The 26,983-nt window shown below is 60.4% G+C and carries 24 protein-coding genes and 1 tRNA gene; 15 read left to right on the top strand and 10 right to left on the bottom strand.

Annotated elements, in window-relative coordinates:
- Nucleotides 1-124 precede the first annotated feature (124 nt).
- The 3 genes from AArcSt11_RS07335 (at nt 125) to AArcSt11_RS07325 (ending at nt 5,360) form a co-directional block, all read left to right on the top strand.
- Entirely contained in the window at nt 125-4,492 is a 4,368-nt protein-coding gene (locus AArcSt11_RS07335) for a BGTF surface domain-containing protein (RefSeq protein WP_250595923.1), read from the top strand.
- A gap of 164 nt (nt 4,493-4,656) precedes the next feature.
- Nucleotides 4,657-4,932: a hypothetical protein gene (locus AArcSt11_RS07330; RefSeq protein ID WP_250595920.1), complete on the top strand. Its 276-nt coding sequence runs from the start codon at nt 4,657-4,659 to the stop codon at nt 4,930-4,932.
- Complete coding sequence (locus AArcSt11_RS07325; RefSeq protein ID WP_250595918.1) at nt 4,929-5,360, top strand: type II toxin-antitoxin system VapC family toxin; 432 nt, start codon at nt 4,929-4,931, stop codon at nt 5,358-5,360. The genes AArcSt11_RS07330 and AArcSt11_RS07325 overlap by 4 nt, the downstream gene beginning before the upstream one ends.
- 436 nt (nt 5,361-5,796) lie before the next feature.
- On the opposite strand, the gene AArcSt11_RS07320 is transcribed toward AArcSt11_RS07325, so the two are convergent.
- The 3 genes from AArcSt11_RS07320 to AArcSt11_RS07310 all read right to left on the bottom strand — a co-directional run bounded on the left by AArcSt11_RS07320 (nt 5,797) and on the right by AArcSt11_RS07310 (nt 7,047).
- Nucleotides 5,797-6,207: a helix-turn-helix domain-containing protein gene (locus AArcSt11_RS07320; RefSeq protein ID WP_250595917.1), complete on the bottom strand. Its 411-nt coding sequence runs from the start codon at nt 6,205-6,207 to the stop codon at nt 5,797-5,799.
- A 166-nt stretch (nt 6,208-6,373) separates the two neighbouring features.
- Nucleotides 6,374-6,787 (bottom strand): putative toxin-antitoxin system toxin component, PIN family, encoded by a 414-nt coding sequence (locus AArcSt11_RS07315; protein WP_250595915.1) that lies wholly within the window; start codon nt 6,785-6,787, stop codon nt 6,374-6,376.
- On the bottom strand, nt 6,784-7,047 hold the full coding sequence (locus AArcSt11_RS07310; protein ID WP_250595913.1) for an AbrB/MazE/SpoVT family DNA-binding domain-containing protein: 264 nt from the start codon (nt 7,045-7,047) through the stop codon (nt 6,784-6,786). Before AArcSt11_RS07310 ends, AArcSt11_RS07315 begins: the two co-directional genes overlap by 4 nt.
- A 304-nt stretch (nt 7,048-7,351) precedes the next feature.
- Between AArcSt11_RS07310 and AArcSt11_RS07305 the strand changes: the two genes are divergently transcribed.
- The 3 genes from AArcSt11_RS07305 (at nt 7,352) to AArcSt11_RS07295 (ending at nt 9,619) form a co-directional block, all read left to right on the top strand.
- Nucleotides 7,352-8,719 (top strand): outer membrane protein assembly factor BamB family protein, encoded by a 1,368-nt coding sequence (locus AArcSt11_RS07305; RefSeq protein WP_250595911.1) that lies wholly within the window; start codon nt 7,352-7,354, stop codon nt 8,717-8,719.
- 93 nt (nt 8,720-8,812) lie between these two features.
- The gene (locus AArcSt11_RS07300; protein WP_250595909.1) at nt 8,813-9,145 is read left to right on the top strand and encodes a toxin-antitoxin system TumE family protein; all 333 of its coding nucleotides are present in this window, start codon (nt 8,813-8,815) and stop codon (nt 9,143-9,145) included.
- A gap of 24 nt (nt 9,146-9,169) precedes the next feature.
- A complete protein-coding gene (locus AArcSt11_RS07295; RefSeq protein ID WP_250595907.1) occupies nt 9,170-9,619 on the top strand; it encodes an HVO_A0114 family putative DNA-binding protein in 450 nt (149 codons plus the stop codon).
- A 112-nt stretch (nt 9,620-9,731) separates the two neighbouring features.
- Here the strand turns inward: AArcSt11_RS07295 and AArcSt11_RS07290 are convergent, their stop codons facing one another.
- The 5 genes from AArcSt11_RS07290 to AArcSt11_RS07270 form a co-directional block, all read right to left on the bottom strand.
- A complete protein-coding gene (locus tag AArcSt11_RS07290; protein ID WP_250595905.1) occupies nt 9,732-10,598 on the bottom strand; it encodes a glycoside hydrolase family 16 protein in 867 nt (288 codons plus the stop codon).
- Between the two features lie 56 nt (nt 10,599-10,654).
- Nucleotides 10,655-11,920, bottom strand: coding sequence for a glycosyltransferase family 2 protein (locus AArcSt11_RS07285; protein ID WP_250595903.1), 1,266 nt, complete (start codon nt 11,918-11,920; stop codon nt 10,655-10,657).
- 65 nt (nt 11,921-11,985) lie between these two features.
- Nucleotides 11,986-13,311 carry an aminotransferase class III-fold pyridoxal phosphate-dependent enzyme gene (locus tag AArcSt11_RS07280; protein WP_250595902.1) on the bottom strand — a complete coding sequence of 442 codons (1,326 nt, stop codon included), beginning with the start codon at nt 13,309-13,311 and terminating at the stop codon, nt 11,986-11,988.
- Nucleotides 13,312-13,368: 57 nt separating this feature from the next.
- Complete coding sequence (locus AArcSt11_RS07275; protein WP_250596309.1) at nt 13,369-14,622, bottom strand: MgtC/SapB family protein; 1,254 nt, start codon at nt 14,620-14,622, stop codon at nt 13,369-13,371.
- A gap of 101 nt (nt 14,623-14,723) precedes the next feature.
- Complete coding sequence (locus tag AArcSt11_RS07270; RefSeq protein WP_250595901.1) at nt 14,724-14,999, bottom strand: PadR family transcriptional regulator; 276 nt, start codon at nt 14,997-14,999, stop codon at nt 14,724-14,726.
- A 203-nt stretch (nt 15,000-15,202) separates the two neighbouring features.
- Here AArcSt11_RS07270 and AArcSt11_RS07265 point away from each other — a divergent pair, with 203 nt between their 5' ends.
- The 5 genes from AArcSt11_RS07265 to AArcSt11_RS07245 all read left to right on the top strand — a co-directional run bounded on the left by AArcSt11_RS07265 (nt 15,203) and on the right by AArcSt11_RS07245 (nt 18,720).
- On the top strand, nt 15,203-15,475 hold the full coding sequence (locus AArcSt11_RS07265; RefSeq protein ID WP_250595900.1) for an amphi-Trp domain-containing protein: 273 nt from the start codon (nt 15,203-15,205) through the stop codon (nt 15,473-15,475).
- A gap of 41 nt (nt 15,476-15,516) precedes the next feature.
- Nucleotides 15,517-16,500 carry a class I SAM-dependent methyltransferase gene (locus tag AArcSt11_RS07260; protein ID WP_250595899.1) on the top strand — a complete coding sequence of 328 codons (984 nt, stop codon included), beginning with the start codon at nt 15,517-15,519 and terminating at the stop codon, nt 16,498-16,500.
- Nucleotides 16,501-16,544: 44 nt separating this feature from the next.
- Nucleotides 16,545-16,619 (top strand) — tRNA-Thr (locus AArcSt11_RS07255).
- 368 nt (nt 16,620-16,987) lie between these two features.
- Nucleotides 16,988-18,415 (top strand): NCS2 family permease, encoded by a 1,428-nt coding sequence (locus AArcSt11_RS07250; protein ID WP_250595898.1) that lies wholly within the window; start codon nt 16,988-16,990, stop codon nt 18,413-18,415.
- 59 nt (nt 18,416-18,474) lie between these two features.
- The gene (locus AArcSt11_RS07245) at nt 18,475-18,720 is read left to right on the top strand and encodes a glutathione S-transferase N-terminal domain-containing protein (RefSeq protein WP_250595896.1); all 246 of its coding nucleotides are present in this window, start codon (nt 18,475-18,477) and stop codon (nt 18,718-18,720) included.
- An 864-nt stretch (nt 18,721-19,584) separates the two neighbouring features.
- Here AArcSt11_RS07245 and AArcSt11_RS07240 read toward each other — a convergent pair.
- Nucleotides 19,585-20,565, bottom strand: a complete 981-nt coding sequence (locus AArcSt11_RS07240; protein ID WP_250595894.1) for a transcriptional regulator — start codon at nt 20,563-20,565, stop codon at nt 19,585-19,587.
- A 178-nt stretch (nt 20,566-20,743) separates the two neighbouring features.
- On the opposite strand from AArcSt11_RS07240, the gene AArcSt11_RS07235 reads away from it, so the two are divergent.
- Both AArcSt11_RS07235 and AArcSt11_RS07230 read left to right on the top strand, forming a co-directional pair.
- Nucleotides 20,744-21,703 carry an ABC transporter ATP-binding protein gene (locus tag AArcSt11_RS07235; RefSeq protein ID WP_250595892.1) on the top strand — a complete coding sequence of 320 codons (960 nt, stop codon included), beginning with the start codon at nt 20,744-20,746 and terminating at the stop codon, nt 21,701-21,703.
- Nucleotides 21,700-22,443 carry an ABC transporter permease gene (locus AArcSt11_RS07230; RefSeq protein ID WP_250595890.1) on the top strand — a complete coding sequence of 248 codons (744 nt, stop codon included), beginning with the start codon at nt 21,700-21,702 and terminating at the stop codon, nt 22,441-22,443. The genes AArcSt11_RS07235 and AArcSt11_RS07230 overlap by 4 nt, the downstream gene beginning before the upstream one ends.
- Nucleotides 22,444-22,466: 23 nt before the next feature.
- Here the strand turns inward: AArcSt11_RS07230 and purD are convergent, their stop codons facing one another.
- Nucleotides 22,467-23,759 (bottom strand): phosphoribosylamine--glycine ligase, encoded by a 1,293-nt coding sequence (gene purD, locus AArcSt11_RS07225; RefSeq protein WP_250595888.1) that lies wholly within the window; start codon nt 23,757-23,759, stop codon nt 22,467-22,469.
- Nucleotides 23,760-23,913: 154 nt separating this feature from the next.
- On the opposite strand from purD, the gene treF reads away from it, so the two are divergent.
- On the top strand, nt 23,914-25,434 hold the full coding sequence (treF, locus tag AArcSt11_RS07220) for an alpha,alpha-trehalase TreF (RefSeq protein ID WP_250595886.1): 1,521 nt from the start codon (nt 23,914-23,916) through the stop codon (nt 25,432-25,434).
- A 42-nt stretch (nt 25,435-25,476) separates the two neighbouring features.
- The gene (locus AArcSt11_RS07215) at nt 25,477-26,658 is read left to right on the top strand and encodes an MFS transporter (RefSeq protein WP_250595884.1); all 1,182 of its coding nucleotides are present in this window, start codon (nt 25,477-25,479) and stop codon (nt 26,656-26,658) included.
- The last annotated feature ends 325 nt before the right edge of the window (nt 26,659-26,983 follow it).

Here is a 26,983-nt window from a genome sequence, read left to right as displayed (position 1 = left end):
TTATTACTTATAGCAAACTTACCGTTTGATTGCAACCCCTACCCGTGGTAGTCGGTGTCGCATACCTTGCCGGAATCGGTCGGAGGGAGCGATCCGCTGCCACCAACCGACAACAGATTACAATATGACACGAAACAGACGATCATATCGCGAGGCAGGACGTGCGGTGTTCCTGGCCGCGATCATGGTACTTTCGATGGTCGCCATGACCGCTACCCTTCCGGGGGCGGCGGTGGCGACGGCGGCGACGGACGCGACCGTGCAGTTCGACAACCAAGAACTTGCACAGGATGACTCCGTGGACGTCGGCGTCGAGACCGATGGAGACGCAACAGTTGTACTGACATATGATGATCCTCTGAACGAGGATACCACGACAGTAGCGGCGATTGATGAAGATGCGAACGATGTTGACGAGATCATCAATGTTGGCCTCGAATGGGGCCATCCGGATGGTCTTCACGGGGCCTACACTGCTCACGTCTTTGATGACGATACTGCCGGTGCCGCAGATCTGAGCGTTGGCGATGAGGTAACCGAAACGGTTGCCGACGATGCGCTCGACGCTGATACGGCAGTAGTTGTGGCGGAGGGCGATGCTACAGAGGGCACACTTACGTTTGAAGCACAGGTCGGTGATACGGAAGACAGTGTGGTTGAGGATATCGAAATCACCAATATCGATGTTGATGGGGACGCCACGCTCATGCTGGAAACCGACTTTGGAGAGGGTGGTCAGTTCCTCCGCGGAATAACTGAAATTAATGAGGATGACGATACAGCAACGATAACTCGTGAAATTGATGGTGATGTGACGGGTGCGTTCACGGTATATGCAGTTCCGACCAGCGCAGTGAGTGGTGACTATCAAGACAGTACGGACCCCATATCGACTGCAACACTTGATAGCGCAATCGCATCGGATGACGCACCACTGGTCTGGCAAGATCACATCCGAGAAGCTGATATTGAGCTCGAACCACAGAGCTTCGACGCTGAGAACGGAAATGAGATTCTCTCTACTGGCCAGTATCTTGAAGAAGATGTTGGCTTGTTCGGCTACTATTTGGTAACTGACGACAGTACTGGCGAGCAAATTGTCGTCGATGACGGTGATGCTTCTCCTGGCAGCATCGACTCCGTAGAGCTCTATTCGTACGTAGACTCACCCGGTGAACACACAATTCATATTATTCCATATGATGTTGAGAACTTTGAGTATGATAAGCCCCTTCCTGAACAGACTGCAAAGGCGGTTATAGCTGACTCGACTGCGACAATCTACGATGCCGAACTGTCGATAGACGATCAGGTACCTGATGACGATACAGTCACAGTCAACGCGAACCTCGCTCCCGATGACGAGTACGTTGTGACGGTTTCTGATGCTGGTGACGATACAACCCTCGGAACCAGCGACCCAACAACCGGTGATGAAGAGGTTGCTGTGGAACTGGATGAGGCACTTGATCCAGGATTCACTGATGTCTATGCTCAACTGCATATAGCGGAAGATGACGGCAGTGCTGGAGACGTCATTCAGGAACTCAGCGACGGAGAGCTGAGTGATATTACAGATACTGCTACACTCTCAGAGACCTTCGTTGAGTTCGACAATCAGGCGCTCAATGAGAATGATGAAGAGGTCTACGTGAATACGGCAGGTAGTGCCGAAGCCACCCTTGTACTGACGTATGAGGACGGCGTCGATACGGTTGTCGCAGGTACGGCTGACGGTGCGAACGAAGAACAGTACGTCAACATTCCGGTTGACGATCGTGGAGGGGAACCCGGTGAACACACAGTTCACGCCATTGATGAATTGAGTAGTGACACTTCCGATACTGGTATCGTCTCTTCGGATACTCTGGATAACATTGTCACCGCTGACACAGCGACTGTCTACGATGCGGCTGTGTCAATCGAGGACGCTGACAACGAAGAAGTCACTGGAGATGTTGTGACCGTTAGCTCCAGTAATCTCGATCCGGCAAACGGTTACCAGATTGTCATTCACGAGGCTGCTGAAGACCGAGCGGTACTCGGCAGCTCCGAGACACTGAATGGTGCTGAATCCGGCGTCGAGGTAGAGATTGACCCGCTTGCTGAAGATACTGACGTCATCGCGATGCTTCACTTCGATGGGGAGCCGTACGGTTCGCCCATTCTGCAGGCCGGTGAAGACTTCCCGACGCCTGTAACCGACCAAGCGCAGGTGACACTCGACGTTCCGGACGATGCAATCCCACGGACGGTCCTCAATGATCGGACCGTATGGCAAGGACAGGAGCCACGAGTCGGTGGCTTCGAGCCTGGTGAACCCGTGCAGCTCCGCGAAGGGGTCATCGGTGATTCCGAGCGAGTTGACACGCTGCAAACCGACCACGAAGGAACGGTAACCTTCGAAACCGACGAGTTCTCGGGTTACCACTACCTGCAGGCAGGTACTGACGAGGAGGCAGTCTACGGTGAGTTCTTCGTCGAGCAACAGGATATCGAGCTAGAGTTCGACGCGGAAACCGTCGAACAGGGCTCGATTGTTGACCTATCGTTTGCCGAAGATAACCGTGGGGAAGCCGTTGATCTCCACATCAGCGGCGAGTACGACGGTGATGCTATCGAGGCCGATACGCTATCGGACATCTTCGATGCTGACGACGAAAATGATGACGAGAATACAGTAACCTTCCAGGACGTGAAGGAAGGTGACGTCATGCCCGCCGAGTTTGACGACGATAGTGATCTCGGCGACTACGAGTTCACTGCCGATGTCGCTGACTCGACTGCCTCCGATGCTGCGGAGATCGAAGTGGTAGAACCTACAGAAGGTGAAGTGAACTTCGTCGAAGGAGATTACGAAGTTCAGAGTGGGAACGTTGCACATGTCGACATCGATGTCGACAACTATGACGACAACCTCTATGTACAGCTTGGCGACGAGGAAGATGTCGCCTTCGAGATGATCGTCGAAATCAGCAATCTCGAGGAACATGAAGACGACGAAGATGTCGTTCTTACGTTCAACACATATTCTGAGCCTTCTGAATCCGGTGCCTGGGACATCAAAGATAGCGACGCTGAAGCGACTGTCCACGATCAGATCGTGGAACTTCCGCAGGGTCCATTCCTTGACCCAGCTGACTACGAAATGAGCATTGCGGAAGGGTATGATGCTAATGAAGAAGAACTTGAGGACGAATTAGACACGACGTTCGTCCGCATTACTGAGCATCAAGAGATCTGGGATGCACCGGCATCTATTATGACTGCTCCAGCAGACTCAATCGACGATGAAGGCGATCTAGATGATGCCACGCTCACGGAGACCGATACCGTGGCCGAAGACGATGAGCTGCTCGTAAAAGTTGAAGCCGAGAGCGTCTACGGCTTCGTCGAAGAGGGAGCTAACGTCGGTGGTATTGATGATAATGAGCATATCATCAACGACATGCAGATGAGGATCGAAGGTACAGAACAGGAACTCAATGTTGACGACCAAGAAGAAGTCGGGACTTGGTTTGACGGCGGCTTGGTCGGGACTATTGTGAGTGCTGATCAGGACGATGGTGAGTTTATCGCCCTGCTCGAACCGCAGGAAGACCTTTCGGTTGGGTCTGACTTCGAAGTCTTCGTACAGATGTCCGACTCAAGTCCGCTCTACGATGACTGGGAAGACACCTCTGCATCCTACTCCTCGGAAGAGCGAGATATCGAGTGGGACGAGAGCGCGTCCGAAGTTCCGGTCATTGCTAATGCAGATGTGACGGGTACGACAAACGTCGCACCCGGAACTGAGGTCGACACCCGAGCACGCGCGCCCGGTGAGTTCGTCGACCGCACCACCGTTGAGGTCGCAGAAGACGGTACGTTCACCGCCACCTACGACTTCAGCGAGGAATCCAGTGGCACCGAGTTCACGCTCCGCGCTACTGACGCCAACGATGGCGAGAACCAGCACGAACTCGACTCCACACTCGTCGAAGCCGAGGAAGACGACTTCGAGCTGTCCATCGACTTCGGTCAGGACACCTACGAAGTCGATCAGGGTGACTCCGTCGACATCGACGCCACCGCCGTCGCCGGCGCAGATGGCCTCGATGACGAGGAAGTCACGCTGTTCCTCAACGGTGAGGAAGAGGGCACCGCCACTGTGACCGCTGACGCGGGCAACAGTGACGATGCCACCTTCACGCTCGAAACCAACGAGGACGAGTTCCCTGAAGGCGACCACGACCTCGAAGTCGAGCTCCTCGACGAATCCGACTCCGCGACGCTGACGGTTGTCGTGGACCACGATGAGAACGGTGAGGAGAACGGCGAAGAGAACGGTGAAGAGAACGGTGAGGAGAACGGTGAAGAAGAGAACGGTGAGGAGAACGGCGACGATGACGGCGAGCCTGAAGACGATGACGACCAGCCCGGCTTCGGCCTGCTGGTTGCCCTCGTCTCCCTGCTCGGCGCAGCACTCCTCGCCCGCCGCCGCAACAACTAAACTCGACTAACTGAGTCGAGTTCCCGTTGCAGTTCCTTTCTTTTGCGTGCTCCACCCGAGAGCGGCAGCGACATCAAACCACGATGCCCGGCTCGAATCCAGCATCTTACCTGACTGCACCATGCCGTGGAAACGTTTACTGTGTTACAGTGTTTACAACAGGTATGGCCACAGCAGTAAAAGTCGACGAGGAGGCGAAATCCCGTCTCGAAGAGCTACAGGCGGAGATCAGACTCCGGACTGGCACGTCGGTAACCCAGCAGGAGCTGCTGTCGCATCTTATCGACGGTGCCTACGAGTCTCGGGAAGACGTCATCGGCTCGTTTCGCGAGACTGTCGTCCCGCTCTCGGAGTCCGAAAAGGAGGCGATGCGCCAGGGACGGTGTAGCTCCGGGATCGAGACGGACGAGGAGGATATCGACGAGATTCTGTACGGATGACTGTTATTGTCGATACCGGTGTTCTCTACGCGGACCACGACACTGATGCGACACGACACCAGACCGCGAGTGCGGCACTGGAAACCATCTACGATGGGGAGTACGGACATCCCTACATTTCCGAGTATATCTACGACGAAGCGATTACACTCGCTCGCACCCGCACTGGGTCGTTCGAGCTCGCACAGCGCCTTGGAAAGCGACTTCGAGGGGGCGATCCGTACCCGCAGGCCTTCGAACTACTGTACGTTTCTCCAGCGGAGCTCTCCGACGCCATTGACGTCTTCGAGCGGTATAACGATCAGGAGCTGAGCTTCACCGACGCGACGATCGTGGCGCTGACGCGTCGCCACGATATCGATCACGTCCTGAGCTTCGACGACGATTTCGATGGACTTGTCCCACGGCTTGATCCTGGGGATGTGTAGAAATCAGGTACATTTCCTGCGCCCACGTCCGTCTTCGACGCCTATTGGCTTGCGCCGCCAGGCTTGCGGGACATGGTCACACAGGCTCCACGCAGCACCTCTGCGCTCACCTGTAGATACTGTTCGCCAGCATATGGAACTTTGGATGGCTGATGCGAGAGCTCGCATGGGAGAACGCCGACGCGTTCGAGCGGGTTCGCGAAACCGCACTGAAGCCCAACGTCTTGTGACGGGAAACTCGTTGAGCACGTGGGGCGCGTTTTCGACCGGATACTCCGGTATATTGCAAGAACACTGGCCCCGCTTGACCTCTTGCATAGAGGCGGTTTCGCCCAGTGAATGGTTCAATATACGGCGGTCGGCTCAACTACTGCATTGGTTAGCTATATAAGTACTTGCGGTAACCAATGTATCACTCAGACTACTGACTGAAGTATTAGCGGCCGGGCCGCGGTGCGGTTTCGTACCGCTGGATAGTCTCGGTTTTTTCGATGGTGCTGTATATCTCCCCGAGCGTTTCCTCCGCACGGAGTAGCCCGTGTTCTTCCAGGAACTCACGGCCATCCTCGCCAAGCCCGTAGAACTTGTACGGGAGGTCGTTCTGCCGCTGATCTTTCGGTAGCGCGACTTCCTCAACGATGCCCTCGGTGACGAGTTTCTGGAGGTGCTGGCGAATCGTCGTCTGACTTTTACCCGGGTTGACGTAGTCCAGTTCCTTCAGCGTCGGCAGTTGGGCAGGATGCCCGAGGATATCCTGAATCAGCGAGAATCGCGTCTCCTGGGTGACGACGTTCAGTCGTTCCCGCACCGTATCGATCCCGCCCGACGGGTAGTCTGGCGTACTCATATTCCCTACTTTGGGGAGAACCGGATTAAGTATTTCGCCCAGATACGAATCGGTTATAACTGAATCGGTAACCGATTCGATCACTGCAGCAAAACACATACGAGGGTGTCATGGAACGATTGGTATACCCATCTTCTGTCTTCCCGAATCGTTCAATACAGGAGATTCATCGATCATTTAGCACCTCAAAAAATTCTCTTGGTGTGACTATGTCGATTCCACGGAACGATTCAAGATCGAGTAAGTGCTGGTCACCGGAGATGATGTAATCCGTATTGCCTGCCACAGCTGCCTCAAGGAACTTGTCGTCATCCGGGTCAGCCTCGACGGCCGTAATGTCTTCATCAGGGACAACGAATTCCGCAAAGTATCGGAGCGTTTCGACTTCAGTCTGAATCTCCTCATCATCCAATCCGAAGCGCTCGGGATATTTTTGTAATGTTTTTCGAAACTCCATGAGCGTCGGTACGGATGCGATGATCTGATACTCGTTCGTATATCCCGCTATGACGATCTCGTGCGGTGTGCCGGTCGAGATAGCTGCGGAAATAAGGACGTTCGTGTCGAGGACAGCCTTCATTCGTCGGTCTCACGCGTGGCGTGAACCAGCTGATTCACATCTCCGAGCGATAGTTCGTTATCCTCGGCTCGTTCGGCAACGCGCTCTTGGAACTCCGCAACTGACGGGAGCTCTATTTTTTTCAATACAAGACCGTAATCCGTCGGAACGACCATCAGCTTCGTTCCTTTTTCGAGTCCGAACTGATCTCGAAGCCGACTGGGGATCGTGATCTGTCCCTTCGAGGTAACCGTCGTCACTTCAGGGTCGTCTACGCTCATGCGTAAGAATTCCTTACGAAGATAGTTGAAACTACCGGTCGATACACAGACTAACCAATCGGATGATCCGTCCCGAGAGATTCTGAAACTAACTACCTTGTGAACTGTTCCATGACACCCTAACATACCCAGAATTCCGGATTCTCGCCGACTACACAGACCTCCTCAACGCTACCAAAGACCTGCCTTGATATCTCCTCTGCCCTGATCGGCTGGTTCACGACGAACGATGTCCATGACGAACACGATCTAGACTGTACTCCCGACCGTGACGTTTTTGCGCGCTCCGCCTGTCTCCTCGATAATGACGGACGAACCGAGCCGCCGCCGACTCCTCCAGGCGGCGGGCGTGGCGGCGACGGCCGGACTCGCGGGCTGTGCGGAGTTCGGCGGCGAGCCGAGCCCCCAGGAGACGATCGACTGTGATCCCGTGGAACCGGCGAGTTCAGTCTCGGAGTACGCGACCCATCCCGACGAGGACGTCTCGATGTTCGGCCGCGGGCTCCGGCGGCTGTATTACTATCCCGACGAGCACGTCCCCGAGTCAGTGGAAGTGAACTGGTCGATGCCGATCAACTACGCGGGGCATACGGCGGCCAAGTCCAGCCCGGTTCCGACGCCCGCCGGAGAGACGATCGTCTTCGCGGGGGACAAGGGACGGGTCGACGCCTACTGCCCGGATGGGCAAAAAAAGTGGAGTACCCAGACCAGTGCGACGGAGCTTGGCTTTCACGGCTCGGCGGCGATCGTCGGCAACACCGCGTACATCGGCGGCTACGACGGCGACGTCTACGCGCTGGATATCGACGACGGCGAGATCGTCTGGCATACGCCCTCCTCGGAGCTCGACGGGACGCTCGCGGTCGGCTCCAGCCCGGCGTACTACGAGGGCTCGCTGTACGTGATCGCGGAGTACGGCAGCCCCTCCTCGGGGGCGCTCTGGGAACTCGACGCCGAGACCGGCGAGCCGCTGTGGAGCGATGGGCGGATCTGGGGCCAGCCCCATCCCTCGCCGACGATCGACCTCGATCTGGGTCGGATCGTCGCGGGCTCGAACGACGGCGTCGTCTACTGCTGGGAGTTCCCCTCCATGGAGTTTCTCTGGGAGTTCCAGGCCGATGCCGATGGCGAGGAACGCGAGGGGGGCGAGTTCCGCGCCGGTGCGGAGATCAAAGGCACTGTTGCCGCCCACGACGGCCGCGGCTATTTCGGCTCGTGGGACAACAACTTCTACTGTCTCGATCTCGAGGACGGCAGCGAGGAGTGGGCGGTCGACACCGGCGGCTCGAACATGTCCAACCCCGCGGTCGACCCCGAGCAGGATATCGTCTACGCGGGCGGCGACAGCGGCATCGTGCGCGCGCTCGATGCCCATTCGGGCGACGAGATCTGGACCGCCGACGTGAATGGGCGCGTGGTCGGCGCGCTCACCGCGACGGCGGGGAAGGTACTCGTGGGCTCGTACGACAGCCACCTCTACGCGCTGGATCGCGAGACCGGCGAGCGTTGCTGGCGCGTCCGGAACCGCGGTCGGGTCACCAGCGCGGCGGTGCCGGTCGACGGCCGCGTCTACTACGCCGAGCGCGGCGTCTTCTCGAACTACTACGATGATGACGAAGAGACGGTTCTGGAGGAGCCGGGCCACGCCTACTGTCTGCGGGACGCGGAGTGAGTGCCATAGGTGGACAAACGCAGGGTATTGAGAGTGGCATTGGTCTCCTGACCAATGCTCTTATTGCGTTGGTCTGTGTACCAATAGTCGAGGATGGCCTCATCGGACGACCTCGATGGCGTGAGCGAGGCCCGAAAGTACTCTGACGGGACCGTTGTCCGCGTGTTTTGCATGCGGACGGACCGTGATGCGTACCCGTCCGGGTGGGCCTACAAGCTCCACTACGGTGCGACGGAGCCGGACCCGCCCAGCACGCTTGATGATGGAACGATTCGTCGGTACGACAACTCACACGAGAAGACAAAAGGGCATGAACTGCACGTCGCACCGGACCCCGAGCCGGAGATACTCGAGTTTCCCGGAATGTTCGAACGCTGGGAACGGTTCTGGAGCGAGATTCCGAAATCCGAGTTCGAGGTCGAGTGAGGCCATCACACTACGGTGATACCCATGAACGACACTACCCCACCGCTGCACCCGATGGAGCGCGAACAGCTACGGGCCGAATCAACCCTTATCGTGACTGTGAAGTCGTCCAGTGAGTTTCAGGACGACGTCAGTGAGGGCATCGAAGCGCTCAAACAGGGCGACGGAGTGGACTCCCCGCCGACGCTCTCGTTCACCAGTTACGACGATCTCATGGAGACGCTGACGCCGCGTGTCCTCGACCTCATCGAAGCGGTTCGCCAGGAAGCACCATCCAGCATCAATGAGACCGCTCGGATTGTCGAGCGGGACGTGAAGAACGTCCACGAGGAACTCAGTCGGCTCGCCCGGCTGGGCATCATCTTTTTCGAGGAAGACGGCCAGAGCAAGCGGCCTGTCGTCTGGTTCGACGAACTCGTCATCAATCTCCCGTTCGATCCAGAGGCTGGCGATACGGCACCTGCCACACCGTGATGTCGTGGACGTGACTCTACGCCGAGCGCGGCGTCTTCTCGAACTACTACGAGGATGACGAAGAGACGGTTCTGGAGGAGCCGGGTCACGCGTACTGTCTGCGGGAAGCGAACTATCCTGTCCGTTCCCACACCCGCACCCAGTCGATCACCAGTTGTTCGGTCCATTCCTTGTCCAGCGGTGCCTGGCCAAGGCGATTCACGTGATTGGAGAAGATCAGACCGAACGGACGCGCCGCCGAGGCAGTGAGTGACTCAAGCATCGCGGGCGGACCGGAGAGGGTTCGGACTCGCCGATCGTTGACGTACCACTCGATGCGGTCCTCGAACCACGCACAGCCGTAGGTGTTGAACTCCTCGGACACGGTGGAATCGACGTCAACTGACTGGGGCGAATGCTCGTGGGTCTCCATGTCGGCTGGTTCACCGGATCGACTCCAGTGCACGTCGACGTGGGCACCACGCCCCGATTCCCCGTCGGGCAGCAACTCGATGATATCGATCTCGGGCGGCCAGTGCATGTTCGCCGGATGCATCCAGAACCCCGGGAGAACGCCCCGACGATCCGGAAGCTTGAAGCTCGCTTCCACGTACTGCCCCGGGACGGGATCGATCGGAATCCCCGCACCCGGGTGGTGTGGCTCGCCCCCAGCGCTCGAATTGATGACGCCCTGAAAACAGCCCTCCGGACCGGCCCCCGTCGACTCGACCTCGAGGAGACACTGTCCGTCGCGAACGGTGACGTGATCGCTGCTCACCGTCGCGTCGTCATCGGGAATCCACTCCTCGCGGTCGATGAAGCCGACGGCCCACCGGTCGGTGTCGAACCGCTCCCACTGCTCGTCGACGACGAGTCGCCACCTCTCGGGGTCTCCCACTGGTGGTGCGGCGTCCCCACCATCGTCGATGAGACAGCCGCTTCCGGCGAGGGCTCCGAGAGTCACGAGGAGGTGCCGACGGCGGGACTGATCGACCGGCATACGATCACGGATCGGAGTAGGCGGGGCTATCGAATAAAGACTGTGTGGCGAGCGTCTCAGTCATCGTCTCCTGTTTCGTCGCCATCCGTGGCTATATCCTCCCCACCATCGGTGATCAGCCGCCCGGCTCCGTCGTGACCCGAGAACGCCCCGTCTTCGAGCTGTGGATGCACCTGTTCGATGATTTCGGGATCGACGTGCTCGGTGACCGGTGCGACTTTCTCCGTCACGGCGAAGGTGTGCACCGGGGAGACGAGTGCCCACAGCGCGCCGGCGGTGTTCAACACGACCACCAGCGGCGTGAGCGGGATCGCAAGCAACGTGATGCGCTCGCGGGGGAGATAGACGACCGTCCCGAGCAAGGTGATGAAAAAGAGCGTCGCGAAGAGAGTGAGTGAGCCGATCTGATAGTAGGCTGGTTCGGGGACGAACTGTGGAAACGCAAACAGGACGAGCGAGAGCAGCGGAATCAGTGGTGACAGCGCCCACGTGAACATCCGAAACGCGAACAAAAGTTTGTATCGCGCTGGGAGCAGACCTGTCGAATGTTGTGTTCCGGCAAACCAGCGACGGCGCTGTCGGAACATCCCCCGAATCGACGGCGGGGCCTGATTCCGGAACTTCAGATTCAATACGCGGAAATCGAGATCACGGGACTCCGCGGCACGCCAGACGAAGTTCGTGTCCTCGGTAATCGTCTCGGCGTCCCAGGTCAGTTCGTCTTCGAGCGATTTCCTGATCGCAATTCCGCCGCCCCACGCGTACAGTGGGTAGTTGAACCAGCCGAACGAGCGCTGTTCGTACTGGTAGCCGATCCGGAACGTCTCGGCGAAAAAGGCAAGCCACGAGCCGGTAAACAGCGGTTTCTCCGTAATCTGGACGATGTCAGCATCGGGGAGGCCCCGGAAATTCTGAACGATCGTATCCTCGTCCAGATAGAGGACGAACTCGCGCGTGCAGGGAACGTGCCGGCGCGCCCATTCGAGCGCGCGCCCCTTGTGTCGGGCCGTACACTCGAACTCCTCGGGGACTACGTGGACAGTCGCCCCGTCGATATCGATGTCGCGCTCGGCGATCACGTGGACGTCCTTGACCTCGTCGGGGACGGAATCGACCGTCGCCTGGACGACGGCTTCGGCCCCGATGGTGAGGATCCGTACTTGCACGTCCTCGTGATCGTAGGCCAGCTCCTCCTCGGAGACGAGCTGGTTTCGACCGAGAACGAACACCTGTCCCAGCCAGGTGAGAATCGAGACGGAGTAGAGAACGAACACCAGCCAGGCAAGCAGCAAGATCAGGCTGCCGAGGGGAGCGGTAACCATACGGACGTCTTGAGTAACTATCTAATAAATAAGCTGCCGAAACCGGGTGAACGAGTGGGGAAGTTTCAGGCCGCGTCCTGTGTTGCCGCGGCGAGCAACTCCACGCCCAGCTCGATCTCGCGCTCGGTGACGTCGAGCGGAGGTAGCAATCGAAGGGTTTTGTGGCCACAGCCAAGCGTCAGCAGGCCGCGAGAGAGCGCGGCACGCACCACGTCTTCACGCCTCTCTTTCGTGTCGAACTCGACGGCGAGCATCAGGCCGCGCCCGCGGATGTCCTCGACACCCGGCAGGTAGGCATCCGAGAGCAGTTCCTTTGCCTGTCGCCCGCGTCGGGTCGCGTTCTCCTGCAAGTCGTACTCCTCGATGGCGTCGATCGTCGCGACGCCCTGGAGTGCCGAGAGGAAATCGCCCGCACCCCACGTCGAGGAGAGCCGTCCCGTCTCGTCGGGGAAGACCTCCGCGCGCCCGACGGTCGCGCCGACGCGCAGGCCCTTCGCGCTGGCGATGACGTCCGGTTCGAGCGGCGTGTGCTCGATCGCCCAGAACTCGCCGGTCCGACCCAGCCCTGACTGGATCTCGTCGGCGATGACGTGGATGCCATACCGGTCGCGGATTTCGGCGATATCTTCCAGAAACCGATCCGAGGGGATCCGATAGCCACCCTCGCCCTGAATCGGCTCCAGAATAATGTAGGCGACTTCCTCGGGGTCGATGACGCCGTGCTCCGGATGCAGTTTGTCGCCCAGGGCGTTGCCAGCAGGACCGTCGGTAACCCACCCACAGGTACACTCCTCCTCGCAGGTGCAGTAGGGGACGCTGATGATGCCGGGCACCTCGGGATATCCCTTGCGATGGACCGCCTTCGAGCGGTTGAGCGAGAGCGCCCCGAGCGTCCGACCGTGAAAGGCTCCATCGAAGGTCACGCCACGATGGCCCCGGTCGGCATAGCAGATCTTGATGGCGTTCTCGACGGCCTCCGCGCCCGTGTTCGAGAGGAACACCTGATCGAGTCCGTCCGAGGCAGAAACGAGTCGCTCCATCAGTTGAGTGGGGCCGGGGAACTCGGGATCCTCGGGCGGCCAGCCGCCGCTGGCGTAGAAGTCTTGCCCGGCGATCTTCGTCGGTTCCGGGATATCGAACCCCTCCATCGCGCGCGTGATCTTCGGGTTATTGTAGCCCAGCGGCGACGCGGCGACGTGAGCGGTGAAATCCAGCAGGACGTTGCCGTCGACATCGGTACAGAAGGGTCCGATCGACTCGCCTGTCACGTCCCAGACGAACTCGTAGACGTACGTGCTCGGCGCGGCAAACTCGTGGTGATACTGGACCCACTGGTCTGCCCGATCACCGGGGATGTCAGTAACGACGGGCTCGGCTGTCTCTCTGTCCATAATTATACCTTATCTTCATGGCATGTTAAAGCAACCGGGCAAATTTCTGGTTGGTATTTAGACGAGCACGACAACGGCGGTTGCCCCGCCTGCGGCCGCCAGCAGTACCGCGCTCCAGCCTGCAACCTGGACCGCGAACGCTCGATTCGGCCCGGCGGCAGCGAGGCCGACCTTGACGAGCACGCTCGCTGCTGTCGCAAGCAGAATGGCGATGACGGCGGTGTCCGCGCTGATCTCGCCGACGCGGTACAGCAGGACGGCCGAGGCCGTTGCACCTGCACTGGAGATGAGCCCGGTCGCCGCCGCGGTAGCGTAAAAGCCGAGCCGACCGAGTTCGACTTCGGCGACGGCTCCGGCCAGCAATACGAGCGTAAACACCGCGCCAAAGGCCAGCGCGTTTCGCAGCGAGAAGGGGTTGTCGAGCTCCAGTTCGACCTCGCCGGACCAGTCGGCAACGACGAGCGCGATCAGCACTGATCCGATCACGATCGCACCGAGCGGGACGATCGCGCCGTATAGCAGCCCCCCGTCGATGGTGAAGACGACCGCGATCCCCAGGTTCCGGAGCGCCATCGCCGCGTTGGCCAGCAGGACGGCAGTAACCGCGTACGCCGTGGCCTCGGGGCGCTGGCTCACGTGGTCGATCATTGTCCCGACCACTGCCGCCGAGGAGGCGAGCCCGCCGAAAAAGCCCGTCACTGCGATGCCCCGCCCGCCGTAGGTCTCGACAACAGCGTAATTGACAATGCCGATTCCGGCGACGAGGACGACCATCAGCCAGGCCACACGCGGTTCGAAGGCCACGGTGGTCGTCCCGAGGTCGATATCGATCGGATCGGCGGGCAAGAGCGGGTAGACCACGAACGCGAGAATGGCGAACTCCGTCGCCGACCGTAGCTCCTCACGGGAGAGCCCCCACGCGATATCGTGTAGCTCCCGTTTCAGAACGAGCAACAGCGAGGAGAGCACGGCCACCGTGACGCCCTCGATCAGAAAGCCCGAGGCGACGAGCGCGCCGACGCCGTAGGCGACCAGCATCGAGACGGACGTCGTGAGGCTCAGCCCTTCCTCGTTGTCCTCGACGAGTCCCTCGACGGCCAGCAACACGCCCTGAGCGATCACGAGAACGCCGCCAACGACGAGCAGGGCGACCTGATCGAGGACGACAAACACCGCACCCAGCAGGCTAATCAACGAAAAGGTCCGGATTCCTGCGGACTTCTGTGACCACTCCCGTTCGAGGCCGAGAAACAGCCCCAGTGCAGCGGCGAGCGCGATCCGAAAGACCGTGCTGTCGAGTGGTGACGACATCACCAGTGGCTGCGGTGTTGCGGAAGCAACCACGACACTCACGACCTCGACGTGTTCGAGCACCGCTTGCGCTACTCCTTACAGCCGCTTAAGCGCCACCCTCACTCCTCGGTGTAGCGGGCTTCCCATTCCTCTCGAGCATCGATTTCGCGCTGGCCACGGCGCGTGATCGAGTAGGTGTTCGTCCGTCGGTCGCGTTCGCCTTTCTCGACGAGGCCCTTGTCGACGAGCGTGTCGAGGTTGGGGTAGAGTCGACCGTGGTGGATCTCCGACTCGTAGTACTGCTCCAATTCGTCTTTGACTGCGAGGCCGTGGGGCTCGTCTTTCCCGGCGATGACGTACAGTAGATCACGTTGGAATCCTGTTAGATCGTACATCGTATAACGATTTAGTACTAACTGGCAGATGAAAATAAGTGTGTCGCCTTCTGGGTAATACCGTTTAGACCGTGCTATGCCGGGCGAAACAGTGATATCTGAAGATACCGAACTCATACTATCTACTCACTAATAATATGACACGTCTGTTGATCGCCCACACCACGCAGAGAGTTATATCCTTGCGGCCCGTACTCTCATGCATGCCTGAAGAAGTGTTATTCGAGACCGAACGCAAGCAGAGCCGTGCCGAGATCGCCGACACCCTCCGCGCTGTCGCGGACAAACTGGACGCCGGCGAATCGATCACTCTCTCGGCGGGCAACCAGTCCGTCGATATGGACCCGCCAGCCAATCCGACCTTCGAGATCAAAGCCGAGCGTGAGGGTACCGAGTCAAACGAGGAGCTGAGCATCGAGTTCGAGCTCGAGTGGAAACCCGGCGAGAGCGACGACGGCCCCGTCAGCATCGAGTGAGAAGCGAAGCCGTTACTTCCGGGGCGCGTCCACGATAGCCCATGGATGCCCACTGCGTGCGGGTCCCCCGAGAGCGCGGCGAGGAGACGCGTCGCACGCTCGCCGAGGCTGATCTGGTCGCCGAGGACGTCGAAATCGTCGCCGAGGACGGTGCGATATACATCCCGGTCGTCGAGCCCGAGGGAGTCCCCGCGGAGTACGACCTCGTTGTGCGCGATCTCCCCGAGCGATCGCTCCCGGAGATGCCCGCCGACATACTGGGCTACGAACCGAGCTACGAACGGCTCGGCGACGTCGTGATTCTCGACGAGGACGACCCGGAGCGCGCCCGCGAGATCGCCGACGCCGTCGACGAGTCCGCCCTCCCCGTGGAGACGGTGCTCGACCGTGCCTCGAAGATCAAGGGCGAACAGCGCATCCGCGACTGGACGGTGCTGGTCGGCGAGAGTACGGAGACGGTCCACCGCGAGTACGGCTGTGAGTTCGCGCTCGATCTCGACGCGGTCTACTTTTCACCGCGACTCGCCACCGAGCGCCATCGCGTCGTCGAGCAAATCGCCCCCGACGAGCAGGTCTTCGACATGTTCGCGGGCGTCGGCCCCTTCGCGATCCCCGCGGCGGCCCGCGGTGCGACGGTTGTCGGTACGGACATCAACGAGCGCGCGATCGAGTACTTCCGCGAGAACGCCCGCAGAAATAGCGTCGAGGAGCGCGTGACGGCGATTGCGGGTGACGTCCGCGAGGTCGCCGCGGAGTACGAGAACTGGGCCGATCGTATCGTGATGAATCTCCCCCACAGTGCGGACGAGTTCCTCGATACTGCGGTCGAACTCGCTGGGGAGGACTGCGTGATCCACTATTACGACATTCAACACGAGGACGACCCGTACGGGCCCGGCGAGCGGGCGATCCGTGCGGCCGCAGAACCGGCGTACGACGTCACGGTCGGGCACACCCAGAGGGTCCGATCCTACGCGCCCCACGAGCTCAACGTCTGTCTCGACGTCCGACTGACCCGGGCGTAATTCGCAACCCTTATTGGGGTTTTGCGTCGTACCATTGAGTGAGCGCCGGTGTAGCTCAGACTGGCTAGAGCGAATCCTTCGTAAGGATTAGGCCGGGGGTTCAAATCCCCCCACCGGCTCTATTCTGTCCGAACGACAGTGAGGACGAAAGAGGCATGTGCGGGATTTGAACTACGGAACGAGGGAGCAATGCGACCGACGTTCAGGTGGTTCAAATCCCCCCACCGGCTTGTTTCTGTGAAGCTATCACCTACGGTCTAAGCGCTGGCTCGAAGCGGCTCGCCGCTTCGGTGAACGGAGGTGAAGCCGAGACAACGTGACGAGCGAGCGGTTCAGATTTCCTCACCGGCCTGTGTCCGCATACTGATTCCTATGTCCACTCGTCGGGTCGGTGTCAGACCGAACTGTTGGGCATGAACGTGTATAGTAACGTCCAATCGAGAAGAAAATATTTAAGTTGTGTCTTCGCCGACTGCACAATCATCCAATGGCAGTGGATCAAGTAGCGAACTTCTTCGGCTTCGAGGAGCACGACACAGACATACGAACCGAGATACTGGCTGGCGTGACGACGTTCCTGGCGATGTCGTACATTATCGTCGTCAATCCAGCAATTCTCTCGACTGCTATCGAGATAGAAAACTACAGCGAAACACAGATTTTCCAGATGATTGCCATCGCGACAATCCTGGCGTCGGTGGTGGCGACGCTCGTTATGGCGCTGTACGCCAAGCGACCGTTCGGACTCGCCCCGGGGATGGGTCTGAACGCGTTCTTTACCTACACGGTTGTCGTCGGTCTCGGTATTCCATGGCAGACAGCACTTGCAGCGGTGTTTGTTGAGGGTATTCTGTTCATTATCCTCACGGCAGTCGGTGCACGAAAGTACGTTATCAATCTCTTTCCGGAACCGGTCAAATATGCTGTCGGGGCCGGTATCGGCGTCTTCTTGCTCTTTATTGGACTTCAGGAGATGAATGTCATTGTCTCCGAGCCGGAGACCCTCGTTCAGCTCGGTGACATTGCCTCGGATCCTTTCGCAATTCTGGGCGTGCTGGGGATCGCCTTTACGCTGATCCTCTGGTCGCGTGACGTTACAGGATCGATCGTTATCGGTATCCTCGCGACAACTGTCGCTGGATGGCTCGTCGCTGCGGCGAACCTCACGGATCCCGAGAACGTGGTCGATGAAGGACTGTACACAACGTTCAGCCAGGACGGTATTCTGACAGGCCTCTGGGAGCTGGTAGTCACCGTCCAGTATGACATCACTCCTCTCGCTGGGGCGTTCGTTGATGGTCTGAGTGACATCGATCCAGTCACCTTCCTCTTTGTGATGCTGACGTTCTTCTTCGTGGATTTCTTCGACACAGCAGGGACGCTGATCGGTGTCGCCCAGTTCGGTGACTTCCTCGACGACGAAGGCGAGCTACCGGAGATGGAAAAACCCCTCATGGCTGACGCAGTCGGTACGACCTTCGGTGCGATGGTCGGTACTTCGACCGTGACGACCTACATCGAGTCCTCGACTGGGATCGAGGAAGGCGGTCGCAGCGGGTTCACAGCGCTCGTAGTCGCCGCCTGTTTCGTGCTGGCGCTTCCATTCGTCGCGCTCGTCTCAGTCATCCCCGATTACGCTTCGTTCCTCGCGCTGGTCGTCGTCGGCGTCATCATGTTCCAGGGCGTCACCGACATCGACTGGACCCACCCCGCGTGGGCCATCTCGGGCACGCTCACGATCACGATCATGCCTCTGACGTACTCTATCGCGGATGGTCTTGCAGCCGGGATCATCGCGTACCCAATCGTCAAGGCCGCGATGGGCGAAGGTCCGGACGTCCGGCTCGGCCAGTGGGTGCTTGCGGTGCTGCTGATCGCCTACTACGTGCTCCAGACTGGCGGGTTCATCCTCTGAGGCGTCGCCAACGCACACCACCAACGCTTTCTTACTCGTCACTCCCCAACTACGGGTGAATGTCGGACCTGATACTGTACGAACTCACGGGCTGTCCGTTCTGTGCGAAAGTAACGTCGAAACTAGACGAACTCGACCTGGAGTACGAGTCCCGTGAGGTGCCGCGAAGCCACTCCGAGCGAACCGAGGTCGAAGAGGTCAGTGGCCAGACCGGCGTGCCGGTATTGATCGACGAGGCTCAGGGCGTCCACGGGATGCCCGAAAGCGATGATATCGTCGCCCACCTTGAAGAACACTACGACTAGGTCTCGTATCCCTCACACTGCGGATAGTCGATACGACTCGGGCAGTCGGCTCTGTTGAAATCATTTAAAACTGACACGAACGGTGTGCTGAATACAGGGCGCGAGTCTTGCAGAGAGGCTTCGCGGAAAGCTACCTGATTAGATCGGTCAATAAAGGAGGTCCCTCATCTAACCGTCACTGAATAACTTGATTAACCCTATAACACCTATACACAAGAATATTGTACCTGAAATAACCCTAATGGAAATCAGGGTATTATTTGGGTATTCTAATATCATCCACGTAAGTATTAGTACCATTCCGCAAAGTGCTATGAACGCAGATGTTATTATTTCAAAATACTTAACGGCAGTTTGATCGTCCATGGATCAATTCACACACTTCTGTATTATAATTTATTTGTTTGCAGGCGTCATAAGGGTCTCTCTCACACTATAATCACGGTACTTCCTGCATTGTCGCCAAGTTCGTCATTCGTGAATGTGCTTTGCAAGATCGAACTTCGATAGTTAATGCCAAATGACGGGGGTGTAATAATCCTCCATCAAAATCAGGTAGACAATTACCGATATGACGAGAAAAGAAACTCCTAACTCTCTATCGGTCGGCTTCGCTGCTGACTATGCGCCTCTATCTTGTATACCAGTACAAATAGAATCCTTATCTGTCATACTCTTCACCGAACAGCCCGCAGGTTTACTGAGCAGTTGGTTCAAGGTCTCCAGTACGAAACAGACGAAGTCCCCGTGCTGAACTCATCCTCTGTATACAGCACGACGCAGGAAACCAATCACCGCTTGAGGATTTCAAGAGAGCCGGGCAGTCGGGTGCACTGGTGACTGGGTCCGAGCCCTGAAAACACTTTAGGCAGGTTCTTCTTCGTACTCGCCGCGCTCGCGGATGAGATCGCGGAACTCGTCGGGATCGTCGATCGCTTCTGCTTCCTCGCGTTCGATCAGCGCAGTCCCCTCGATCGAGGTCTGTTTGGCGCTATCGACGAAGTAGACCGACCGCGTGCCGACGACGCGCCCGACCGATCCCATGATCCGGGCGCGTTTCTCGGCGGTCCGGGTGTACTCCGAGTGGCCCGTCAGCACCGTCCCCTCGACAGGATCGGCGTCGTCTTCTTCCTCGCTAACGGCTTTGAACGGCGCGCGCAGGGTAGGATGGACCTCGTAGCCAGCGCGGGTCATCACCGTGACGATCCGCTCGTCGTCGGGGTCGGCATCGGGCGCGTCGGGGGTCGGGTCGGCGTCCCGTACGTCCTCGGCCCCATCGAGCACGTCGACGTCGCTTGTCAGGCCGGAGTCAAAGAGCTCTTCGAGCTGCATCGCGACCTCGATGCTCGCGTTCATTCCGTCCTCGTACTTCGAGACGGTTCGTCTGGAGACGCCGAGTTCGCTTGCGAGCTGGCCGAGACTCCAGCCGCGCTCCTCGCGTTTGTCCGCGAGGATGTCGCCGTCGATGCTGACGTACAGGCCGCCCGGCGCGGCGTAGATCAGCGGTGGGACGCCCTCGACAAATAGATCCATCGCGGTGTCGGGGCTCAGCACGGGAACCCCGTGGCGGAAGTAGACGACCTCGGGTTTCAGCTCCTCGTCTCTGGTTCGGAGCCCGATTACCAGTGGCGTGGCATCCAGATACGCGCCGATGCGGCGCATCTCCTCGCCCGTTTCGGCGTCGAAGGCGTCGACGTTACCGAGCACTTTCAACAGCACGAGTTCGTCGCCACGGCGGGCCGCGACATCGAAACTTCGCGGGCGTGTTGCACAGCGGTCACTCACTGCGAAGCCTGCGTCTTCGAGCATCGCCGCGACGTTGCCGACGAGCGCAGACCGTGACATATCCGAATCTAAGCTACTCCCGATATATAGGCGTTGTGGCGTCTATATCGTACCTTCCTCGGGCGATCGGCGGCGAAATGGTCCAGTTGTGGTCCACAGTACGGCCAGACCAGCGGGCAGACGGGTGCACACAATCGGGAACCGAAGGGGGTTTTCCGGCGGACTGCCGAGAACGAGTATGACCGCACTGCTGTCGGCCGACGACGTCTCGAAGTCCTATGGGGATCTCGTGGCACTCGACGGCGTTTCGCTGTCGGTCCGTGAGGGCGAGGTGTTCGCGTTGATCGGCCCGAACGGCGCGGGCAAGACCACCCTCGTCCGGGCGCTCACGGGGACGGTCGAACCCACCGCCGGAACGGTAACCGTCTTCGGCGAGTCGCCCGCAGACATCGATGCGAGACGCCTCGGCGTCCTGCCACAGAGCTTCTCCCCGCCCGACCGGCTCACTGCGCGCGAACTTCTCACCTACTACGCCGGACTGTACGACGACCCGCTCGACCCCGAGGAGGTGCTGGCGACGGTCGGCCTGCGCGACGCCGGCGACACCTGGTACGAGAACCTCTCTGGGGGGCAACAACGCCGAGTCTGTCTGGGGAGCGCGCTCGTCAACGATCCCGACCTGCTCTTTCTGGACGAGCCGACGACCGGAATCGACCCTGCGGGTCGCCGCACCGTCGCCGAGCGGGTCGAGACGCTCGCCGCGGGCGGGACGACCGTCCTGTTGACGACCCACGACATGGCCGAAGCCGAAGCGCTCGCCGACAGAGTTGGACTGCTCGCCGATGGTGAACTCGTTGCGGTCGGGACTCCCGACGAACTGCTCGCCGAATACGGCGGTGAGAGCCGACTCGAGATCGATCTCGACGCCGAAGCGGAGACTGTCGCGTCGATGCTCGCGGAGAGCGGGTTCGACGCCACGACGACCCATCGTGGCGTCGCCGTCCACGGGATCGCGCCCACCGAGATCGGGAGAGTCGTGGACGTGCTGGACGCCGAGGGGCTTTCCTACACCGCCCTGACGTGGCGCGAACCGACCCTCGAAGATGTCTACATGACCCTCGCGGGTGACGAAGAAGGTGGAATAGCGCGAGATGACGTTCGGTCACGGGGAGCACCAGCCGTGGGAGGTGACGTGTGAGCACACTCACCCGCATCCGATCAGAGTTTCACGCCTCCTGGCACTCCTTTTTGCGCCGCCGGACAGCCGTCTTTTTCACCTTCTTTTTCCCCGTTCTGCTGATCATCATCTTCGGCGCGCTCGTCCGGACCGATCCGGGCGGCGGCGGGCTCTTCACCGAGCCCGCGGAGTACTACGTCCCCGGCTACGTCGCCGTCGTCGTCCTCTTTACACCCCTCTCCCGGCTCGGCTCGACGGTCGCCCGCCACCGTGACGGGAACCGCTTCGAGAAGCTGGCGACGACGCCGCTCTCGAAAACTGAGTGGCTGGCCGCACACACGCTGGTCAACGTCGTGATTATCGGCATTGCCAGCCTGCTCGTGCTCGTGCTCGTCGCCGTCCTCACGGGGGCGACGCTTCCCCTCTCGCCACTGCTGGTTCCGTTCATCGTCGCTGGCGTCGTGCTGTTCTGTGGCGTCGGCGCGATGCTCGGCAGCTACACGGAATCACAGGACGGCGCGATTGCGGCCTCGAACTCGATCGGCCTTCCCCTCCTCTTTCTCTCGGATACCTTCGTCCCGCCCGACCTCCTGCCGGAGTGGTTCGGGCCGCTGATGGAGCTATCCCCACTCACGTACTTCGCACGCGGCGTCCGGGCGCTCTCGACCGGCGGCGACCCGCTCGCCGATCTCGCGGTGCTCTCGGTCCTCGCGGTCGTCTTCTTCGCGCTCGGCGCGTACTCGCTCCCGCAGGCGGATTGAAAACAGGCGCTCGTCGAACTGCCTTACTCGCTGCGCAACTCGTCCATGTGGTCGATCCGCTGCTGGACGAGATCTTCCTTGCCGATGTCGTGACGGACACGCAGTCCCTCGGTTCCGGCGCGTTCGAGGGCGTCCTCGGCCATCTCCTCGGCCTCGCTGATCGTATCGGCGACGCCGACGACGGCGTAGGATCGCGACGTCGTCGTGTAGATGCCGTCCTCGCGGGCGTCGACGCTGGCGTAGTACAGCAGGGCATCGCCCGCAGAATCCTCGTCGATGGTCACCAGTGCGCCCGCATCGGGATCGGTGGGGTAGCCGTCGGGCACCGCGTACTTGCAGACGGTCGCCTGCGCGTCGAAGGCGAGTTCGGGCAGCGCTTTGCCATTGCGGGCCGCCGTCAGCACGTCGAGGAAGTCGGTTTCGAGGACGGGCAGGGTGTTCATCGCCTCGGGATCGCCAAAGCGGGCGTTGAACTCGACGACCTTGACCCCCTCGGCAGTGAGCATGAACTGTCCGTAGAGGACGCCCTTGTAGCCAGCCAGTGCGTCGACGACCGAGCGCATGATATCGAGCGCCTCGGCCGAGTCGGCTTTCGTCATGAACGGCAACTGGAAGCTGGAGTCACTGTAACTGCCCATTCCGCCCGTGTTCGGCCCTTCGTCGCCCTCGTAGGCGCGCTTGTGGTCCTGCACCGCGGGCGTGATCCGGAGCGAGCCGTTCGCCACGAAGCCCTGGATCGTGAACTCCTCGCCGACGAGGCGCTCCTCGAGGACGATCCGGTCGTACTCCGAGTCACGGATGTACGCTTTCCCCTCCTCGGCGGTGACCTGGTCGCCGATCACCTTGACGCCCTTGCCGCCCGTCAGCCCGGCGGGCTTGATGACGAGATCGCCGTCGTACTCGTCGATATACTCGCAGGCCGCCTCGCCATCCTCGAACACCTCGAAGTCGGGACAGCCGGGAACATCGTGTTCGGCCATGAACTCCCGCTGGAACGACTTGTCCGTCTCGATGCGTGCCTCCTCGGCCTGTGGGCCGAAGGCGTAGACACCGGCCTCGTCCAGCGCGTCGGCGACGCCCGCGGCCAGCGGTGCTTCCGGGCCGACGACGGCAAGCGTCGCGTCGACGGACTCGGCGTACTCGACGACGGCCTCGGCGTCGGTCGTCTCCAGTGATTCGAACCCGGCGGCGATCTCGTTGATCCCGGGATTTCGGTTCCCCGCACAGGCGTACAGGGTCGCGTCACTGTTTTCGAGCGCGCGGGCGATAGCGTGTTCGCGACCCCCACCGCCGACCAGCAGCACGGTTTCTGACATACCCGAAACACCGCTACAGCACAGTGTAAAAGTTGCTGTTCTCGGTACAGTGGCTGTCCGTACTCTCGCGGCCTCCCTGACGGACGGACAGTTTACAACACCTATACACAATTAGTCGAAAGAGTAAACACCGTACTTGGCGTACTGTGTTAGTATGACCACCTCTCCGCCACTCCGTGGTCCGCTGTTCGAGGCGGTCCAGCGGAGCGACATCTTCGCGGACTCGAAGACCTTCGTCGACAGCGTCCCCCGTATGGATCCCGACCGGATCCACGAGCGGTTCCAGGAACGGCGCCACGACCCGGCGTTCGATCTCCGCGCGTTCGTCGAGGAGCACTTCGAGGTTCCCGACGGGAGCGAGGGGGCCGCGTACGACCCGGAGCCGACGCCGGAATCGATGGCAGCGCACATCCGGGGGCTCTGGCCCAGACTCGTCGACCATCCCGACGACGAGCGGGCGATCGAATACGGCTCGCTGATCGGAACGCCGGAGCCGTATGTCACGCCCGGCGGACGGTTTCGGGAGCTCTACTACTGGGACAGCTACTTCACCGCGGAGGGGCTGGCGGCCAGCGATCGCCTCGAGGATGTCGAAAACATCGTGGAGAACTTCGCGTGGGCCGTCGAGGAGTTTGGCTACGTTCCAAACGCCACCCGCGAGTATCAGACCTCCCGGACACAGCCGCCGCTGTTCGCCGAAACCGTGACGATTCTCGAACGGGAGCGCGGGATCGAGGCCGTGGAGCCGTACCTCGACGTCCTTGACGCCGAATACGAGTTCTGGATGAACGGCCGGGACGAACTCGACGGGGCAGGAACGGCGACACGGCGGGTCGTGGACCTCGGCGACGCCGTACTCAACCGCTACTGGGACGAATCGGCCGGCCCGCGCCGGGAATCCTACGACGAGGACGTCGAACTCGCCGAACGAGTCCCCGACCGTGACCGGGAAACACTCTACCGGGACATCCGTGCGGCCGCGGAATCAGGCTGGGACTTCAGCAGTCGCTGGTACCGGGATGCGTCGATGGAGACCATTCGCACGACAGAACTGGTACCGGTTGATCTGAATGCCCTGCTGTACGGCGTGGAGCGGGATCTGGCCGACTGGCACGCCGCCGTCGGAAACGACGCCGCGAGCGAGGCATACGCCACCGCAGCACAGCAACGGGCGGCAGCGATCGATCAGTACTGCTGGGACGACGAGGCTGGTTTCTACTTCGATTATAGTTTCGTCGAGGACGAACAGACCACCAAGTGGACGCTCGCGGCCACTGTCCCACTGTACACCGGTCTCGCGAGCGACGAGCAGGCGGCCGCCGTCGCCGACCACCTCCGAGAACAGTTCCTCCGGCGTGGCGGCCTCCTCACCACGCTCACCGAGAGCGGCGAGCAGTGGGACGCACCCAACGGCTGGGCACCGCTGCACTGGTTCGCGGTGCTCGGACTGGAACGCGCCGGCCACGACGAGCTGGCGCGTGAAATCGCTACCCGCTGGGTCGATCATGCCCGTACCGTCTACGAGCGCACGGGACGCATGGTCGAAAAGTACGACGTGACGGCCGACGGTCGGCTCGGCGGCGGTGGCGAGTACGAGTTACAGGACGGCTTCGGCTGGACGAACGGCGTGACGATCGCGTTTCAGGAGCGCTACGGACTGTTCGAGCAGCACTGAAAGACGGGATCTTTTTCGCATCTGGCGGACAATTCATCTGTAGTGACAGACACTCGCGGAGCGACGCCCGACAGCCGATATAGCTGGTTCGTTGCCGTCGTCGGCGCGGTAGCGATGGTGTTTACCTTCGGGACACCGCTCTCCTATGGCATCCTCAGAGCGCCGCTGTCCGACGCCTTCGGCGTTCCCGTTATCGAGCTGTCGGTCGTCTTCTCCGTCATGCTGTTTACGTTCTTTATCGGTTCTGGGCTGATCGGCGTCGTTGCGGCACGGCTTCCGGCACGCGGGATCGTCCTGGTCTGCGCGGTGACGACAGGGCTCCTTGCGCCGACGATCCTGCTAGTCGACTCGATTGTTGGCCTGCTCGTGGTGTTCGCCGTCCTTGGACTTGCGCTCGGGACCGTGTTCGTGGTTCTGGCATCGGTTATCCCGCGCTGGTTCGACGAGCGTCGCGGGGCGGCGACGGGCCTGATCTTCGTGGGCAACGGACTGGGGCTGTTCGTCCTGCCGCCGCTGTGGCAGTACGCGATCGATGCGGTGGGAATCGAACGGGCGTTCCTGTCCATCGTGGGCGTCTCGGCGGTGACCTTCCTCGCGGCCGGAGTAGTCTGCGGTCGACCGACCTGGACGGGCACGTCGGCGTCGACACTCGGCGAGATCGGTGGCTGGGTCCGCGGGCTGGTGTGGACGCGACGCTTTCAGTTGCTGTTCGTCGGCATGGCGCTTGCCTTTGCGTGGTATCAGCTGCTTGCGGCGTACGCCGTCGACCTCTTCGCCGCGCGTGGACTGACCGAGGCGGCGGCTTCGACCGCCTTCGGCCTCATCGGCGGCGTGAGCATCATCTCGCGGATCGGCGGCGGCTACGCTGCCGACCGGATCGGGGCGCGACGCGGCTTTCTCATCTCGCTTGCCTGTGCGGCCGCAGGGGTAGCCTTGCTGTTTGCACCACAGCTACCGATGCTCGCCCCGGCGATTTTCCTGCTCGGGATGGGGCTTGGCGGCTCGGCGACGCTGTACATCCCACTGCTGTTGAGCGTCTACGACCCCGAGAAGGACACGGCAATCGTCGGGATCTTCAACGTCGCTGGCGGGGTGGGAGCGCTGGCGATGCCGCCGCTCGGAGCCGCCAGCGTCGCCTATACGAACGGGTACGTGCTCGCGGTGGCGCTTACCCTCGGCGTGACGCTCGTCGCCATCTGGGCAGTCGTCGCCGGGACGCGCTAGACGGATCGCTGTGTGGGTCGACGGTGGGAGAACGGCTGTTGCAGTGTACTGATTGTGACTGTCACATTGTACTGATTGTGACTTTGTATACAATGTAACATTGTAACATCGGCGAGGGCGTCGTGGTCACTGTTAGGATAGCGTCGGGAGAGGTGTTCTGCTGGCGTCACAACGCCTGCCCTTCCCCGTCGAGCACGAGCCCACGCTATCGCGCGGGCCGTGCTCTCGGCCCGGTTGTCGGGTCGTCGGTCGAGTGCTGGCCCCGCCGACGACTCCGGTGCGGGCACTCTCGGTCCGCGGTCGTCGTCGGTGAGGCGGGTGCCCG

Origin of the sequence: Natranaeroarchaeum aerophilus (genome assembly GCF_023638055.1) — an archaeon.
Classification (GTDB): domain Archaea; phylum Halobacteriota; class Halobacteria; order Halobacteriales; family Natronoarchaeaceae; genus Natranaeroarchaeum; species Natranaeroarchaeum aerophilum.
This window is presented reverse-complemented; position numbering and strand designations above follow the sequence as displayed.